11 protein-coding genes are annotated in these 17570 nt (G+C 74.2%); 6 read left to right on the top strand and 5 right to left on the bottom strand.

Translation table 11 applies throughout. From position 1 onward, the window contains the following. Positions 1-4: 4 nt before the first annotated feature. The 3 genes from ACZ7JA_RS30455 to ACZ7JA_RS30445 all read left to right on the top strand — a co-directional run bounded on the left by ACZ7JA_RS30455 (position 5) and on the right by ACZ7JA_RS30445 (position 2456). Complete coding sequence (locus tag ACZ7JA_RS30455) at positions 5-1324, top strand: hypothetical protein (RefSeq protein ID WP_470811546.1); 1320 nt, start codon at positions 5-7, stop codon at positions 1322-1324. Positions 1325-1380: 56 nt separating this feature from the next. Further along, a complete protein-coding gene (locus ACZ7JA_RS30450) occupies positions 1381-1878 on the top strand; it encodes a hypothetical protein (protein WP_470811544.1) in 498 nt (165 codons plus the stop codon). Between the two features lie 65 nt (positions 1879-1943). Further along, positions 1944-2456 (top strand): hypothetical protein, encoded by a 513-nt coding sequence (locus ACZ7JA_RS30445; protein WP_389451037.1) that lies wholly within the window; start codon positions 1944-1946, stop codon positions 2454-2456. An 18-nt stretch (positions 2457-2474) separates the two neighbouring features. On the opposite strand, the gene ACZ7JA_RS30440 is transcribed toward ACZ7JA_RS30445, so the two are convergent. From ACZ7JA_RS30440 to eccB, 3 genes are all read right to left on the bottom strand, one after another. Continuing rightward, positions 2475-3083, bottom strand: coding sequence for a hypothetical protein (locus ACZ7JA_RS30440; RefSeq protein ID WP_470811542.1), 609 nt, complete (start codon positions 3081-3083; stop codon positions 2475-2477). Then, a complete protein-coding gene (gene mycP, locus ACZ7JA_RS30435) occupies positions 3071-4333 on the bottom strand; it encodes a type VII secretion-associated serine protease mycosin (protein WP_470811540.1) in 1263 nt (420 codons plus the stop codon). The genes ACZ7JA_RS30440 and mycP overlap by 13 nt, the downstream gene beginning before the upstream one ends. 167 nt (positions 4334-4500) lie before the next feature. Further along, positions 4501-6024 carry a type VII secretion protein EccB gene (gene eccB / locus ACZ7JA_RS30430; RefSeq protein ID WP_351664209.1) on the bottom strand — a complete coding sequence of 508 codons (1524 nt, stop codon included), beginning with the start codon at positions 6022-6024 and terminating at the stop codon, positions 4501-4503. Between the two features lie 206 nt (positions 6025-6230). Between eccB and eccE the strand changes: the two genes are divergently transcribed. From eccE to ACZ7JA_RS30415, 3 genes are all read left to right on the top strand, one after another. Further along, positions 6231-7601, top strand: coding sequence for a type VII secretion protein EccE (gene eccE / locus ACZ7JA_RS30425; protein WP_351664210.1), 1371 nt, complete (start codon positions 6231-6233; stop codon positions 7599-7601). Beyond that, complete coding sequence (locus ACZ7JA_RS30420) at positions 7601-8380, top strand: hypothetical protein (protein WP_351664211.1); 780 nt, start codon at positions 7601-7603, stop codon at positions 8378-8380. The genes eccE and ACZ7JA_RS30420 overlap by 1 nt, the downstream gene beginning before the upstream one ends. 365 nt (positions 8381-8745) lie before the next feature. Beyond that, positions 8746-12249 (top strand): SCO5717 family growth-regulating ATPase, encoded by a 3504-nt coding sequence (locus tag ACZ7JA_RS30415; RefSeq protein ID WP_470811536.1) that lies wholly within the window; start codon positions 8746-8748, stop codon positions 12247-12249. Positions 12250-12323: 74 nt separating this feature from the next. On the opposite strand, the gene ACZ7JA_RS30410 is transcribed toward ACZ7JA_RS30415, so the two are convergent. After that, on the bottom strand, positions 12324-13271 hold the full coding sequence (locus tag ACZ7JA_RS30410; RefSeq protein WP_351664213.1) for a bifunctional riboflavin kinase/FAD synthetase: 948 nt from the start codon (positions 13269-13271) through the stop codon (positions 12324-12326). A 130-nt stretch (positions 13272-13401) separates the two neighbouring features. Then, positions 13402-16884, bottom strand: a complete 3483-nt coding sequence (locus ACZ7JA_RS30405; RefSeq protein ID WP_470811578.1) for a trypsin-like peptidase domain-containing protein — start codon at positions 16882-16884, stop codon at positions 13402-13404. Between the last annotated feature and the right edge of the window lie 686 nt (positions 16885-17570).

Below are 17570 nucleotides of genomic sequence, written 5' to 3'. Positions count from 1 at the left end.
CCCCATGCCGAACTACCACGAGATCATGACCACCGACCTGTCCAAGCTCTCCACGGCGGCAGACCGTTGGGACGGGATGGCGAAGGAGTTCCACAAACAGGAGATCGCCTACAAGCGGGATGTGCACGGCGTCTCCACGGGACAGACCTGGACCGGGCTGAGCGCGAACGCCGCCGGCCGGCGGTTCGACGTCACGCTCAAGCAGTTCCAGAGCGCCCAGAAGGAGGCCAAGGCGGTGGCCTCGCTGCTGCGTGAAACGCACACCCAGTTCACGGACCTGCGCAAGAAGTTGGAGTCGGCCCGGGCGGACGCGGTCAAGGCCGGGATGGCGGTGTCCGAAGCGGGCGTGGTCTCCTACGACACCTCGAAGCTCAGCGACGGCGAGCGCAACGCCATGCACCACGACCCCGACTACCAGCAGTCGGTGCGCTCGGCCGTCGCCTCGTGGCAGGAGCACGTGGACAAGGCCGTGAAGAACGTCGTCGAGGCCGACGCCCATGTCGAGACCGCTCTCAAGGCCGTGGTGCTCGACTCCGACGTCAACGACGGCACGCTCACCGGCTTCAACGGCCAGGCGCACACCGGAATCGACAAGTACGTGGCCGAGTCGAAGCGCACTCCCACCAAGCCCGACGGGTGGGTTTCCGACGGGGAGGCCGAGGCCTCAGGTCCCGGTGTCGGTGCGGAGGCGACCGGACCGGACACCGGATCCGGCAAGATGGGCGAGGCCGAGGCGCATGCCGACCTGGGCCGCGCGAGCGCGGAGGGTTCGCTCACCAACGGGCCGGTGAAGCTCGACGGCGAGGCCGAAGCCTATGCGGGCGCCAAGGGCTCCGTGAGCGGTGGCGTCACCAATGAGGGCATCCAGGGCGAGGCCGGCGCCCTGGTGGGCGGCGAGGCCTCGTCCAAGGGCCGCTTCGACGTAGGCCCGGTGGGTGTCTACGGACGCGCCGAGGCCATGGCGGGTGCCGAGGCCGGAGGCCATGCCGGAGCGGGCCTCGAGGGCATCAACCTGGGCGGTGAGGCGTTCGCGGGGGCGAAGGGCGGCGGCACGGTCGGCGCGGACATCGGGGGCATCGGGGCGGGTGTCACCGCCGAGGGTTGGGCCGGTCCGGGTGCCGAGGCCAATCTGGACATCGGAAAGACCGAGGACGGGAAATGGGGGTTCAAGACCAGCGTGGGTCTCTCCCCGATCGTCGGTGGTGAGGTGGGATTCGAATTCACCGTCGACCCGGGCAAGGTGGCCGATACCGCGGGTGATCTTGCCGATGTCGTCGGCGATGGTCTGAGCTCGGCCGGTGACGCCATCGGCAGCCTGTTCTGATCCACACGTCACATGCCCGTAGCGAGGGTGCAGCGCTTTAGGAAGGAGGGCTCGCAATGACCACGAGCCTGCCGGTCCCGATCGATTTCGAGCTGCCGGAGGGCTGGCGCTCGGCACCTCCGGACGAGGTCGGTGCCCCCGGTGCCGCGTTCGTGGCGGTGCATCTGCCGTCCGACGGCGGGTTCACCGCGAACATCACGGTCGACGGCGAGTACCGTCCGGACCCGGCGACGCTGCCGGACATCGCCGACGAGTCGGTGGAGCGCCTCGGCCGGGCGGTCACCTCGGTCACCGTCACCGGCCGGCGCGAGACGGGTACCGCGGAGGCCCCTGGCCTCACGCAGACACTGTCCTTCTCGACCATCGCCGGCGGAGTGCGTCGCGACCTCGTCCAGTCGCAGGTGTACATGTCCATGCTGGACGTCTCCGATCCGCACAAGCGGGCGGTGATCCGGCTGATCCTCACCTCGACCGCGACCCAGCATCCGGCCGTCCTGGACGACTTCAGCGACCTCGTCCGCAGTGTGCGTCCGGGCAGCGGTGCGACGCCTTGAGTGGTTCGCGGGAGCGGGAAGGGTGTTTGTTGTGCCGGCGGCAGTGCCCCTCGTAGGTTGAGCCCATGGGACTCTTCGACAAGTTGACCGGAACCCGGCGTCCCCCGGACGGTGTCCCGCCGGTCCCGGTGGAGGAACTGCGTACGGCTCTGCTCGGGCTCAACGGGCCGGAGGTGCCGTACGTCGTCCGTTACGGTGCCGCTGAAGGTGCCGACCTGGTGGCCGAGTGGCGGATCGCGGAGCCTGCCTGGCAGGGGTTCTTCCTGGAGTCGCGGATCACGCACGCCGTGCGCATCCGGATGCGGCTGGACCGTGACGGCCACGAGGTGCGTGCCCTCGAGGAGCAGTGGGAGGTCAGCCGGGTCGGGAATCCGCCCCGGCTGCAGGTGGCGTCGTCGTACTCGCGCGGGCAGAACCGGACCGTCACGCGGCAGTGGACGCTCGGGCGGGGGGACGACGGGCGTCTTGAGGCGACGGAGACCTTCCGGTTCGACGCCGCGGAGTTGCGTGAGCCGCTGCGGGACGCCGTTCTGAAGTCCGGCTGGGTCTGGCGCGGGGTCGTTCTCGGGAAGCTGTGAGGCCGGGCGGAAAGAGCGTCAGCACTCTCCGGTGCGCACCGCCGCCTTCAGCCGGTACCCGCGGAAGGTCAGGGTGCCCGGGTCGCCGTTCAGGCCCGGGGGTGTGTAGTCGCTCCTCTTCCAGCGGGTGCGTCGCAGGTGGACGCAGAAGGCGTCGTTCGCTCCGGACGCCGTGACGGTGAGGTGGGCCTCGGCGTCCGTGTCGGTGTCCGCCGGGTCGGCGGAGACGCCGGTCTCGGGGGCGTCGCCGCCGCCGTAGCGGGTGACCTTCTCCTCCGTCAGCGACGCGAAGTCGGTGAAGTAGGCCGAGGAGCCCGTCTCGTCCATGGTGTAGGCGTAGCCGTCCAGGTCGTCGGTGGCCTGGTGCACCGCGCTGGTCAGCTCGCTGTCGCTCCAGGACATCCGGTCGGAGACGCCGAAGCCCTGGACCGCCGTGCACACGCCGGCGATGGCCAGGGCCACGAAGAGGACGCGCGCCACGACGAAGGAGGCGCCGGGCAGTTCGGGGGCCGACGGGTTGATGCCGGCGCGCCAGGCCCGTACCCGGTCCGCCGGCACACAGGCCATGCCCAGCAGGACGGCGCACAGGACGAGGAGGAACACGTTCATCTTCGTCAGCGCGTCCACGAGCCGCCTCCCGGCTGCCGCGGGCGCCGGCGCCGTGCGTCGCGGACCGCGACGGCCGTGCCGGCTAGGCCGGCGACGAGGACCAGGCCGCCGACCACCACGTACGTGGCCATCCGGGTGTCGCGTTCCTCCGCCGTCTCGCCGAAGTGCAGGGGGGTGACCGAGGGGGCCTCGCCCTTGGAGACGCCGTCCTCGGGGCGCGGCGACTGGACGGGGTGTTCCGGGTCCACGTCCGTCAGGGCCTTCACCGGGTCCACCACGCCCCAGCCGACCAGCCGGTCGTGGCCGGGGATCGAGCGTTCGGCGGTCTGCTCGATCTGGGCGGTGACCTCCTGGGCCGTCCACTTGGGGTACTTGGCCTTCAACAGGGCCGCCACGCCCGCGACATACGGCGCCGAGAAGCTGGTGCCGTTGTCCGAGCAGTGGCCGCCGCCGGGCACGGTGGAGATCATGTCGACGCCGGGGGCGGCGACGCCCACGAAGTCCCCGGACTGTGAGAACGCCGCCCGTTCGTTGTTGCGGTCGGACGCCGCCACCGCGAGCACGCCCTTGTACGACGCCGGGTACGTCACCTTGACGTTGCCGCCCAGGCCGTCGTTGCCGGCCGAGGCGACGACCACGACCTTCTGGTTCAGGGCGTAGTCGACGGCCTGCTCCAGCCTGGAGTCCGGCCGGACCGCGTTGGCCGTGTCCTGGGAGATGTTGATGACGTCGGCGCCGGCCTGGACGGCGTGCTTGATCGCATCGGCCAGGGTGAGCGCCGTGCCGTCGCCCTCGGCGTCGTTCTGCTTGATCGGGATGATCGTCGCGTCCGGGGCCAGGCCCACGAAGCCGGTCCCCTTGGCGGGCCGGGCGGCGATGATGCCCGCGACGCGGGTGCCGTGGCCGACCGTGTCGGTGGTGCCCGAGCTGTTGCCGCGCTCTATCTTCTCGCCCTTGGAGTTCTTCGCGGGCAGCAGGTTCTTGCCCTTGGAGGCGTCGACGGCCTTGGTGAGCTGCGGGTTCTTCACGTCGACACCGGTGTCGATCACGGCCACCCGCACGCCCTTGCCGGTGGACTGGGCCCACAGCGCGTCCAGGTTGACGCGCTGCAGCGCCCACGGGCGGCCCGTGTAGTCCTTCGCCGGGAAGGTGCACTGGCCGTCGTCCGCGAGGGCCGGGGTGGCGGGGAGGGCGAGGGTGGTGGCCGTGGCGGTGAGGAGTGTCGCGGCGGCCAGGGCCGCCGACCGGGTCGCGATCCGGGTTGCCACGGTGGGGAGTTGGGATGCCAGGGGGCGGGCACCCGCCGGCCCCGCCTCGGCCGGTCCTGTGCTCGCGGGCTCCGTTCGCGGCGGCTCCGGGGCCGCGGACTTCGTCCCAGACGGCTTCGTAGGCGACGGCTTCGACGTCTGCATGAGTGCGTTCTCCTCCCCCGCCGCTACGAGCCCTGCGGCTGCCGTGCCGCCGATTCCGACAGGCGCGGGCCCGTCGGGAGGAACCTCGACCACTCGACGGGGATCGGCGTGGGCGTCACGTTCTCGTAGCCGAGGCGGGTCTGGGCGATCTTCGCCTCGCTCAGCTCCTCCTTGCGCCGCTTGGCGGAGGTGCCGATGCCCTGGTCGTCGGTGGTGCTGTCGCTGTTGGACTGCAGGGCGTAGCGCAGGCCGGTGTCGGTGACCAGGAAGACGCCGCCGGCCGAGGTCTCGGTGCCCTGGAACTGGCGGTATAGCTGGCCGGATCCGGGGGTGACGTAGGCGCTGGAGGAGCCGGTGGGGAGCTGGGCGGGGAAGTCCTTGCCGACCCAGGTGGACAGGGTGGTGGCGCCCTTGGCGCCGATCGAGCGCATGACGTTGCAGAGGGTGTTGCGGCCGCTGGTGGTGCTGGAGCCGTCGTTCACCGTCCTCGGCTTGTACGCCGGCCAGTTCCGGCCGCCGTCGAACGTCGTGCTGTCGACGACCGCGCCGGGGCTGACCTGCTGGGCCTCACCCGCCTGGCCCACGCCGACGAGGTCCCCGCTGTTCAGCAGCAGCGTGGCCGTGAACTCGGAGACGCGGGCCACCTTGCCCTTCAGGACGACGTAGTACTGCATGGTCTGGCCGTCGTAGGCCTTGATGACCTCGCCGACCTTGTCGTACTGGCGCAGCAGTTCGGAGGCGCCCGCCTTCTCGCCGGGCGTGCCCTGGATCGGCGGGATGGACACCGGGTCGCCCTTGTGCAGGGTGTCGAGCCAGTCCTGGGAGACGCGCTGCGGGGCACGGCCCTGGGTGTCGAGGGCCTTGAGGAGTTCCTTGTCGGACGGGTCGGCGATCTCGTACGCCGTGCCCCGCGCGTCGACCACGTACTGGGTCTTGCCGTCGGGGCCGACCACGTACATGAGGTCGCCGTGGGCGAGCTTGTCGCGCCCGTCCGTCCTGGACCACTCCTTCTGCGCGAGGACGAACGCCGCCTTCTGGATGGCCCGTCCGCCGTCGCCGGGGCGCTCGCACACGGCCCAGCGCTTGGTGGCCGAGGCCTCGTCCGGGGTGGGCAGGCGGTCGGGGGCGTAGGGGATGCCGATGGTGGCGCCGTGCGGGGGCTTGCCGCTGTCGAGGATCTTCTCGTCGACGGTGATGACGCTGTCCTTGCCGGGGGCCAGCAGGAGCTTGGCGGAGGCCATGTTGAGGACCGGGTGGAGCTGGGTCTGCTTGCCGGTCTTCAGGACGACGTACCGGGTGGTGGACTTGCTCGCGACGATGACGTGTTCTTCCGGGGTGTCCCAGCCCTTGGGGGCGGTCGGGCTGAACATGCCGATCGCGCCGAACACGGCGAGCACGACGGCGCCGACGACCAGGCCGGGCACCAGTGCCTTCAGCGGCTTCGGGGCGCCCTCCTCGGAACCGGAGGGCGAGGGCTGCAGGAATGACGCGAGCGTGCGGCGCTTCGCGAAGGTGTAGGCGTTGAGTTCGTCCCGCCGTGATGCCATCTGTGTCCGCTCTCTCCCCGTTGCGGAGCCGTGGGGGACCTGTGAAGATCCGTCCCCCGCCCTCGGTTGCCTCTGGTGCCTCGACTGTCAGACCCGGCCCCTACTATGCCTGTTGCGTGGACGTGCGTGTGGCACGGGTAGGGTGCTCAGGGCTTGAAGGGACCGGAGCGCAAGGGATTTCGGGAGAGTTCGGGGGTTTTGGAGTGATGGCTTCCGCAACGCGGGCCCGGTCGCGATCGCAATCGGGGGCACGATCGGGTGACGCGGGCCGGTCGGGCGCCCGCGGCTCCTCTTCCTCCGGACGGCGCGGTGAGCAGGCACCCGCGTCGTCCCAGGGTGCGTTCGCCCCGCACCCGGAGTCCCGTTCCGGGCGCGGCGGTTCGTTCGCGGTGCAGCGGCTGGTGCTGCTGGAGATCGCGGGCGCGCTGCTGGTGTGCGGCTGGCTCGTCGGCATGGTCGCGCTGATCGTCGCCGCCGCGATCGCCGCGGTGCTGGTGGTGCTCGCCGTCGTGCGGCGCCGGGGACGCTCCCTGCCGGAGTGGCTGGGCACCCTGCTGGCGCTGCGCGCCCGCAACCGGCGGGCCGCGGGCACGCCGGTGCCGGTGGGCACCGACTCCGGTCTGGCGCCCGCCGTGGAGTGCGACCCGTCGCTGCGCACGTACAGCCACAGCCGCGGCGACGACCGCGATCAGCGGCCGATCGGCATGGTGGGCGACGGCGGTTTCCTGACCGCGGTGATCCAGGTGGAGTCGGACGCGGGCGCGCTGCGCGCGGAGCGCGGCCGCAGACCGCTGCCGGTGGCCCTGGTGCGGGACGTCCTCGAAGTCGACGGGATCCGGTTGGAGTCGGCGCAGATCGTGGTGCACACGCAGCCCGCGCCCGCGCTGCACCTGCCGCAGCAGTCGGTGGTGGTCAGCAACTACGCGCCGCTGCAGGCGGAGACCGGTTCCCCCGCGGTGCGGATCACGTGGATCGCGCTGAAGCTCGATCCCGAACTCTGCCCGGAGGCGGTGGCCGCGCGCGGTGGCGGGCTGCTGGGGGCGCAGAAGTGTCTGGCGCGTTCCGCCGAGCACCTGTCGAGCCGGCTCACCGGCGCCGGGTTCCGGGCGAGCGTGCTGAACGAGGAGGAGCTGACGGCTGCCATCGCCACCTCGGCGTGCGCCAATCCCATGGTGACGGCGCAGGCCGCCCAGGCCGGGCGGGGCGAGGCGCCGCAGCGCCGCACGGAGGAGTCCAGCCGCAGCTGGCGCTGCGACAACCGCCGGCACACCACCTACTGGGTGCGCCGCTGGCCGCAACTGGGCGGCTCCAACGGCTCGCTGGCGCAGTTGGTGGCGCGGCTGACGTCGGTGCCCGCGCTGGCGACGACCTTCAGCCTGACCCTGGCCAGGGGCGCGCAGCAGAACGTGTCCATCACGGGACACCTGCGGATCACCGGCCGCAGCAACCAGGAACTGACCGACGCCCGGCGCGAGCTGGAGCGTGCGGCGCGCGAGGCGCGGACCGGGCTCGCCCGTCTGGACCGGGAGCAGCTCCCCGGCGTTCTGGCCACCCTGCCGCTCGGAGGTGCCCGCTGATGGCCATCACGACTTCGCCCACCCAGCCGGGTGGGTCACGTCCGGGCGCGACCCCGTCTCGCGCGGGGCTCGGCGAGCGGCTGCGGACCGGGTTCGGCCTGCTGGGTCCCCGCCACCCCCGGCACACGCTGCCCGTCGAGCAGGCCGACGCGCTGTCCCTGCCGATCGGCGACGACGGTGTGGTGGTCGGCGTCGACACCGAGGGTCAGCCCGCGGTGCTCGGGGTCAACCGTCCGACGGCGTTCGACATGGTGCTCATCGGCGGGCTGTGGACCGCGCAGGTCATGGCCCTGCGCGCGGCCGCCACGGGTGCCCGGGTGGCGGTCGAGACGGGGCGGGCCCAGGCCTGGATGCCGATGGTGCACGCCATGGGCGGCGGGCAGAACGGTCTCGCGGTGTACGACGTCGGCCGGGTGCCCCCGCAGGGCGCCTCGGCGGGGACGCCGGTGCTGGTGGTGCGGGACTGCGGTATGCGGCCGCCGCGCGGACGGGTGGCGTCGGCGCCGTGGCAGTCGGTGCTGACGCTGCTGCCGTATCTGAGCCCGGTGGCGCCGCGGTTGATGCGTCAGGCGCGTCTGGTGGGTGTGCAGCGGGTGTCGCCGGACGAGGCGGCGGAGATCGGGCGGGTGCTGGCGCTGCCGCGCCCGGAGCTCGAGGCGCTGCCCACGCTTCCGGACGGCGTGACCCTGTGGTGCACCGAGCGGGACCGGCAGTACGTGATGACGCGGGCGACGGACGCCGAGACCGGACTGCTGGGCATGGCCCGCCGGATGGACTGATCCGCATCCAACTTGGCCCGTTTTCGTGCCGGATTGGCGACTTTTCGCGTCAATACCGGCGTCGGCGCGGGCTGAACGTGGTGCGTTTTCGTCACGTTTTGGTGTACGACGACAGGTGCCGCGCCCCTCGTCGGCCCGGCGGGACACCGCGGAGCCGGCGGCTAAGGGGCGGACGGGCCTGCCGGACCCGCGCTTTTGGTGATTAGGCTGGGGCAGGGCGCGTCGCGAACTCCCGCCAGCGGGCGGAACGGCTTCGCGGACTGAGGGGGCCAGTGGCCCACGTGGGGAAGCCCCGGCGACATCGCACGACGGAACGGGGTGCCCCGAGCACGGCATGAGGGTGCCCGACCACACCAGGAGGAACTGTGAGCAGCGATCGGGACGGGATCCGCGGGGGCTGGGCCACACCCGGCGATGACCAGCCCGACGCGGAATCGGCCGTCGAGACCACGGGCGAGTTCACCATCGACTACGCCCCGCCCGCCTGGTACACGCAGAACGCGTCCGGGGCGTCGGGTTCCGGTGCCGCGGGCGACACCGGTGGCGGCCATGGTTCCGGCCCGGCGGGCGGACCCGGTGCCGGTGCGGCTCCGCTTCCGCAGTTCCCGTCCGGGCCGCCCGAGGCGGGGCCGGATCCGTCGCCGTACACGACTCCGGCGGCCGGTACGGCTGCGCCGGGCGGCCCGTACGCCCCGCCGGTCCCGCCCGCTCCCCCGGCGCACGCGCCGGGCGCGCCCTTCGTGCCACCGACCGGGGCGCCGTTCGCCGCGCAGCCTCCGGCCGCCGGCCCCGGTGCGCCGTACGCCCCTCCCGCGCCGCCGACCGGGAGTCCGGTTCCGGTGCCGCAGCTGCCCGATGGGTTCGAGCCGCAGCGGCCCTCGCAGCCGGCCGAACCGCCCCGGCAGGAGAGCACGGCCGCGGCCGCCGCGCAGCCGGCCGCGCCCGAGCCGGACAACGGGGACCTGGAGAGCGGTGCGACCATGCGGTTCTCCGCTGTCGCGCTGAAGCGTGAGATGGCCGAGATCGCGGAGCGCGCGGCCGCCGAGGAGCAGGCCGCCGAAGCATCGGGCGAGACTTCAGCGCCGGGTGCCGGGCCGCTCGGCGCAGACGGCGCGGCCGAGGGCGAGGTCGCTTCGCCGGACGGCTCCGCCGAGGAGCGCGGCGACGGAAGCGGCAGCGGTGACGGGGAAGGCGGCTCCGAGGCCGACGCGACGGCCGGGGACGCCGACGGTGCGGACGCCGATGCGGCCGCTTCCGCGGAGCCGGCCGAGGCCGTGCAACCCGCCGGATCGGCCGAGGCCGTCGACGAGTCCGCCGAGAGTGCGGCCGGGGCGGGTCTCACGGGTTCGGAAGCGGAAGGCGACACGGAGGCAGGGGCCGCGGATGGCACCTCCCCCGAGAGCCGGAGCGAGGATGCCGAGGCGGCCGTCGGCGCGACTGCGGCGTCGGCGGACGGCACGGCTGCCGACGCCGAGCCGGGCGTAGCGGAATCCGAGGACACCCCGGCGCCGGAGGGCACGCCCGAGGGCGAGGCCCCGCAGGCCGATGTCCCGTCTCAGCGCACCGCTCCCGCCGATCCGGCCGCTCCCGGCACCCCCCAGGGCGCACCGCCCGCCTGGGGTCCCCCGCCGGCGCAGAACGGGCTTCCTCCGCTGCCGCCGTCGTACCAGCCCGCCGCCCCCGCGCCGGCCGCCCAGTGGCCCGCTCAGGCGGCGCAGCCGCAGCAGCCGGGCCCGATGCCGGCCGGTCAGGCGCAGCCTGCCGCCGCGCAGGGTTCCGGAGCGGTGCCCGGGCAGCAGCCGCCGTTCCAGCCGCAGGCCCCGCAGCCCGCGCCCGCCGCCTGGCACCAGCAGGGCCAGCCGCCGGCCGCCGGCGCACCCGGCCACCCGGGCCCCGCGCCCGAGCAGCCCGGCGGTTACGGCTTCCCGCAGCAGGGGCAGCAGGAGGGCCCCGCCGGCCCGACTCCGCACGGTGGTTACGGCTTCCCCCAGCCCGGCCAGCCGCAGCCCAACGCGGCCGCACCCCAGCCGCCGCACCCCGGCACGCCCAACCCCCCGGCCCAGCCCGGCGCTTACGGCTTCCCCCAGCCCGGCCAGCCGCAGCCCGGCCCGACCCCCGGCGGCTACGGCTTCCCCCAGCCCGGACACCCGCAGCCCAACACGGCCGCACCCCAGCCGCCCCACCCCGGCACGCCCAACCCCCCGGCCCAGCCCGGCGCTTACGGCTTCCCCCAGCCCGGACAACCACAGCCCGGCCCGACCCCCGGCGGCTACGGCTTCCCCCAGCCCGGACACCCGCAGCCGCCCGCGCAGAATCCGGAGGCCGGTGCGGCGGGTCAGGCCGCGCAGCCGGCCGTCGATCCCCGGGCCGGTGCCGCCTGGCCGCAGCCGATCCAGCACGACCAGCGACAGCCGACCAACCCCGGTGCGGCGCCCCTGGGTTACACCGCGGCCGTGGAGCTGTCCTCGGACCGGCTGCTCAACAACAAGCGGCAGAAGGCGAAGAGCGGCCGGCCCGCCGCCGGCGGGTCCCGTTTCAAGCTGGGCGGGAAGAAGGAGGAGGCCGAGCGGCAGCGGAAGCTGGACCTGATCCGCACGCCCGTGCTGTCCTGCTACCGGATCGCGGTCATCAGCCTCAAGGGCGGCGTCGGCAAGACGACCACCACCACCGCCCTCGGTTCGACCCTCGCCTCCGAGCGGCAGGACAAGATCCTGGCGATCGACGCGAACCCGGACGCCGGCACGCTCGGCCGCCGGGTGCGCCGGGAGACCGGGGCGACCATCCGCGACCTGGTCCAGGCGATCCCGTATCTGAACTCGTACATGGACATCCGGCGGTTCACGTCGCAGGCGCCCTCCGGTCTGGAGATCATCGCCAACGACGTGGACCCGGCCGTCTCGACCACGTTCAACGACGAGGACTACCGGCGCGCCATCGACGTGCTGGGCAGGCAGTACCCGGTGATCCTCACCGACTCGGGCACGGGCCTGCTGTACAGCGCGATGCGCGGGGTGCTCGACCTCGCCGACCAGCTCATCATCATCTCGACGCCGTCCGTCGACGGTGCGAGCAGCGCCAGCACCACCCTGGACTGGCTGTCCGCGCACGGGTACGCCGACCTGGTCTCCCGGTCGATCACGGTCATCTCCGGGGTGCGCGAGACCGGCAAGATGATCAAGGTCGAGGACATCGTGTCGCACTTCGAGACCCGCTGCCGCGGGGTGATCGTGGTGCCCTTCGACGAGCACCTGGCCGCCGGCGCCGAGGTCGACCTCGACATGATGCGGCCGAAGGTGCGGGAGTCGTACTTCAACCTCGCGGCCATGGTCGCCGAGGACTTCGTGCGGCACCAGCAGATGCACGGTCTGTGGACCAACGACGGCAACCCGCCGCCGGTGGCCGCCCCGCCGATGCCGGGCCAGCAGATGCCCGGCCAGCCGTACCCTGGTCAGCCGATGCCCGGGCAGCCGTACCCGGGCCAGCCCATGCCGGACCAGCCGTACCCGGGCCAGCCCATGCCGGACCAGCCGTACCCGGGCCAGCCCATGCCGGACCAGCCGTATCCGGGCCGGCCCACGGCGGACCAGCCGCATCCCGGCCAGCCGATGCCCGGGCAGGCGTATCCGGGCCAGTCCCACCAGGGCCAGTCCTACCCGCCGCAACCCGGCCAGCCGTACGCGCCGCAACAGCAGCCGTACCCGCCGCAGCAGCCCCAGCCGGGCCAGGCGCAGCCCTATCCGGAGCAGCAGGCCCAGCCGGGCCCGCCGCAGCCGCAGGGCGCTCCCGGCCGGCCCTACCCGCCGCAGCCCGGTCAGCCCCAGGCACAGCCGCCGCAGGCCCCGCCTCCGCAGGCTCCGCCGCAGCAGTAGGCCCCGGCCAGGGGACGGTACGACGAAGGGCGGCCGGTGCGTATCGCACCGGCCGCCCTTCCCTGTCCGGGTTGCTACGCCTCCGCGGCCACGATCTCCCGGCACCGCTTCACGTCGTCGGCCATCTGCTCCAGCAGCGCCTCGAGCGACTCGAACTTCGCCTGGCCGCGCACGTAGGCGACGAAATCGACGGCGACGTGCAGGCCGTACAGGTCGAGCCCGACGCGGTCGATGGCGTACGCCTCCACCGTGCGCTCGGTGCCGTCGAACTGCGGGTTGGTGCCGACCGAGATCGCGGCCGGCATGATCTCGCCCTGCGCGTGCAGATAACCGGCGTACACGCCGTCGGCCGGGATGGCGGTGTGCGGGAGCGTCTCCACGTTGGCCGTGGGAAAGCCCATCTCACGGCCGCGCTGGGCGCCGCGCACCACCACGCCCTCCACGCGGTGCGGACGGCCCAGGATCTCGCGGGCGCCGTTCACATCGCCCTCGGCGACCAGGCGCCGGGTCAGGGTCGAGGAGAACGGCTCGCCGCCGCCCGCCTCGCCGGTGACGTACAGGTCGACGACCTCGACCTCGAAGTCGTAGATCTCGCCCTGCTCGGTGAGGAACTCGACGTTGCCGGCCGCCTTGTGGCCGAAGCGGAAGTTCGGGCCCTCGACGACCGCCTTGGCGTGCAGCTTGTCCACCAGGACCTTGACCACGAAGTCGGCGGGCGACAGCTTGGAGAACTCGGTCGTGAAGGGGAGGATCAGGACCGCGTCGACGCCCAGCTCCGTCATCAGCTCGGCCCGGCGGTGGTGCGGGGCGAGCAGCGGCGGGTGGCTGCCGGGGCGGACGACCTCGCTGGGGTGCGGGTCGAAGGTGACGACGACGGCCGGGACACCCAGCTCGCGGGCGCGGTCGACGGCGTGCTTGATGATCAGCTGGTGGCCGCGGTGGACGCCGTCGTAGGAACCGATGGTGACGACGCTGCGCCCCCAGTCCTGGGGGATGTCCTCCAAGCCACGCCAGCGCTGCACTGTGACCGCTCCTCGAACCCTTGTCCGTGTCTACCGTTGACCTCTTGTGCAGGTCTAAGGGTGCCATGCCGGGTGCCCGGCGCCCGCATCGGCATGGAGGCTGTGACCGGGCGCACGTTCACCGGGCAGGTCAGGCCGGTACGCGGACGCCGGCCAGGTTGTCGATCATGCGGTGGGCGCTGGGGCCCACCACGGCGGCCCAGTCCTCGGGGGCCTCGCTCAGCCAGCGGGCCATCCGGGCGGCGAAGCCGGGCGCGTGCCGGGCCAGGTCGACGAGCGCGCAGTCGAAGCGGGTGGCGCCGTCGGGGGTGCGGACGAGGAGCAGGCCGGTGCGGTGGACCAGCGCCCGCAGCTCCGTCTCCCGGCCGTCCCCGTGCGGGGCCGCCGCGTACAGGACGGCGTCCAGGACGGACGGCTCCCGCTCGTGTGCGAGCAGGAGGTCCAGCAGCTCGTGCCGCAGCGGCCGGGACGCGGGGGTTCCGGGTGCGGCCAGAACGGTGGCCAGGGCCGCCCGGACCTCCTCGGGGCCGTCGTCGAGCAGTGCGGTGACCAGGGGCAGCAGGGCGGGGCGGGCGGCGCTGCCCCGGTCAAGGCAGCGGTCCACGTAGTCGGCGGCGGGCGCGGCCAGCTCCGGGCGTGTCCGCGCCGCCTCCCGCACCAGGGCGGCGACCCGGCCGGCGACGGCGTGGTGGGTGACGTCGGCGAGGGTGCGCAGGGCCTCCCCGGCGACCGGGACGCCGGCGCCGCTCAGGCGGGCGCGGAACGCCTCCAGGACCGGCTCGGGGTGGGTGGTCAGGGCCGGGAGCAGGGCGCCGGGCGGGAACAGCGGGTCGGCTTCGGCGAAGTGGCGCAGCGCGTCGGTCAGATGCCGGTCGCGGGTCTCGGGGTCGCGCACCAGGAGGGCGAGGGCGCCGCCGTGCAGGGAGCGGTCGGCGGGGCGGGCGAGCAGGGTGAGGGCGGCGTAGCGCAGCAGCTCCCGGTCGGCCGCCGAGTGGACGTGGGGGGCCGCTCGCAGCGCGGAGGCGACGGCGGCGGCGCGGCGGGCGGGGCGCGCGTCGTGCGCCCAGCGGTCGACGGCCCGGCAGACCGCCGAGGGTTCGTCCTCGGCGAGGACGGCGAGCAGCTCGTCGGCCCGCGGGTGCTCACTGGCCGCGAGCACCTCGGTGAGGTCGTCCAGGGCGCCGTGCCGGTGGGTGTGCAGCAGCGCCTGCGCGGCGGTCGCCACGGTGGCGTCCGGGGCTGCGGGCAGCGGCCGCTCGTCGTCGAACCAGCCGGTCAGGTACGGCTGTACGACGTCGGGCCGGGCGGCGAGCAGCCGGGCCACGGCGTCGAGGTGGCGTCCGCCCGCGTCGGCCGGCTCCGGTGGCCCGGCGTCCGCCAGGACCAGCTCGCGCAGCAGCGAGAGCCGCTCCTCGACCGGTGCGGGCAGTGCGGTCCAGAAGGCGGGCCCGAACTCGGCGGAAACGGGCCGCTGTTCGCGGCGCCAGGTGACGATGTGGTCGGCGAGGACGCGCAGCACACCGGTGTACGGCGTCGCGTCCGGCACGGCCAGCAGGGTACGGGCGAGGAGCCGGGCGGGCCACCAGGAGCTCGGCTCCATGTCCAGGGCGTCCACCAACTCGCGCAGCCGCAGCCCGAGTTCGCGGTGGCCCTGTTGGCGTGCGAGGAGGAGCAGGGCCTGGACCACCGGGCCGGCGCGGTGGTGCGGCAGGGGCGCGGGGTGCGGGTCCCGCGAGGGGCGGTGGACGAGGACGTCGAGTGCCTCGTCCAGGTCGAGGTGCAGGCCCTGGATCCAGTCCGCGAGTTCCTCGTGGGCGAAGCGGTAGCCGTCGCCGGCCGGGGTCAGGAGGCCTTCGGCGAGGACGGCGGAAGCCCAGCCGGTGCCGCCGCCCAGCCGGGCCGGCGCGGGTCCCCAGGGGAACACCGCCTCGAAGGATGCCTGGTCCAGCTCGCCCTGTTCGGTGCCGAGGCTGCGCCGGGCGGCCTCGTGCACCTGCCCGGCCACCCGGGCGGCGAGCCGCCGTACGGCCGTGCCGCGCACGCCGTTCTCGGCGGCGAGACGGACGGCGACGCGCAGGCACACGAGGTCCAGGTGAGCGGCGAATACCTCGTGCCGGTCGACGGGACCGGCGGGCGGGGCGTCGCCCGGAAGTGCGGCGCGGACCTCGGAGAGCAGGCGCAGGGTGAGCGGGTGCCGGGCGTCGCGGTCGGCGAGGGCTCCCCCGGGGATGCGGTAGCGGGCACGGGCCTCGCGGGCCTCCTCCCGGGTGAGGTCGCCGATCCGCACGCACGGCGGCAGCGGGCATCCGGCGTCCGTGGCCGTGGGCGCGTGCAGCAGTCCGGCGGGGAACTCGGCCCCGGCGTGCTCCCAGTACTCCTCCCGGCAGGCCACCACGAGCCGCGCACCGGTCTCCGTGAGCCACTGCGCCGTGTTCCAGATCCACTCGGGCAGTCGCTGGGCGAGGGCGGGCGGCATCTCCTCGGGTCCGTCGAGCAGGAGCAGCAGCGGGCGGCCGGCCCGCCGGGCGAGGCCGGCCACGCGCTCGGGGCTGAGGCCCGCGGTGTCGGCGGGCGGCGCGGCGGGGCCGGCGGCGACGATGCGCGCGGCGCGCGCGAGACCGCGGCGCACCGCGTCGGCCACGGACTCGTCGGTGTCCCCGAGGTCGGCGCCGCGCAGCCACAGGGTGGGGGCGGGCCGCTCGGCCCCGTGGCGGCGGGCGGCGAGGGCTCCGAGTTCCGTCGTACGGCCGCTGCCCGGGGCGCCGACCAGGCCGAGCACGGCGCGGCCGGCGACGCCCTCGCCGTCGGCGAATGCATGCAACTCGCCTGCCACGGACTCTCGTTCGACGGGGCGTACCGGTGCGAGGCCGGCCGCCCCGGTGTGTCCGGCCAGGGCGCCGGGCGGGCCGTCCTGGCCCACCGAGGTGGCGGTCAGTTCGAGGACGCCGGCCAGGTTGAGGTCGGACCCGTGGGCGGGCACGGTGGCGGCGTTGCGGGCGAGCAGTTCGGCGAGCGGGCCCTCGGCCGCCGGTCGCAGGGGCACCGCGAACCCGGTGTCGCGCCGGTCGGAGTGCAGGGCGGTGCCGAGCACGGCGAGCACCGCGCCGGTCCCGGCGTCGAGCACCGGTCCCCCGGCCGCGCCGCCACCGAGCCGCAGCGCGTCCTGGCCCGCCGTTCCGATGGCCAGTTCCAAGGCGTCCGCGATGAGGTGGAAGCGGTCCGTGGCGGTGTAGGTCACCTCGGTGGCCGCCAGTACCCGTGCCTCGCGCCAGCAGCCGGCGGCGACTCGGACGTAGGTGCCGGCCTCGACGCGTTCGCGAACGGTCAGCGGCAGCGGGGCCACGTCCAGCCCCTGCGTACGGACCAGGGCCAGCCCGAGCTCGGGCAGTGCGGTGACGGCCTCGGCGCCGACCAGGCAGGTGCGCTGCCCCGCGGCGTGCAGCACGAGCCGGCCGAGCCCGTCGACGGCCTCGTGGCTGGTGAGCAGGGTGCCGAGGTGATCAGCGAGGAACCCCGTCCCACGGGGCCGCCCCGCCAGATCCCGGATCTGCACGAGCCCGTCGACCACAGGACGGCCCACGCCGCCGATCCCGTCGAGTCCGGCACGGCGCACGCCGCCGAATCCGTCGAGTCCGGCCCGGCTCACGCCGTCGAGCCCGCCGAGCCCGTCCACACCGGCCCGGCTAACATCACCGACCCGGCCTGCATCACCGGCCCGGCTCACATCACCGACCCGGCCCGCGTCACCGACCCGGCCCGCCGTTCCGCCGCTCCAGCCCGGTCCGCCAGTGCGCCCCGGTCCGCCGCCGGCCGGCACCGGACCACCGGCCCGCTCCGGACCACCGGTGCCGTTGAGCCCGCCCACGGGCACCGGACCGCCGGCACCCCACGGAGCCCCGGGCCCGCCCGCCCCGGCGACCGAACCCGAGTCGCCGGTGCCACGCCAGGGCCCGGCACCGTCGATGTCACCGGAGCGGCCCCGGACGACGGCACCGCTCGGCTCGCCGGTAACACCCGGAACAGCAATCCGTCGCAACTCACCGGACTCGCCCGGACCGCCGGTCGGCTCCGGGCCTCCGGGCCGGCCGAGGTCCTCCGTCCAGACCGGGCCAGGGACAGGAACCCGCCTCAAGCCATCCGCACCACCGGCAAGACCCGCCTCGCTCGGACCACCACCGTTCGGCTCCAGGCCCCCCGTATAAGCGAAGTCATCCACACGGCCCGGAACAGCGACGCGGCTCACGTCACCGGCCCGACCCGAGTCAACGGCCCCCACCGGCTCTGCGCCACCACTGGACT

The sequence above is a fragment of the Streptomyces sp. NPDC038135 genome, from assembly GCF_055601245.1.
The sequence above is the reverse complement of the archived record's forward strand: the minus strand, read 5'-3'. Positions and strand labels throughout refer to the sequence as shown.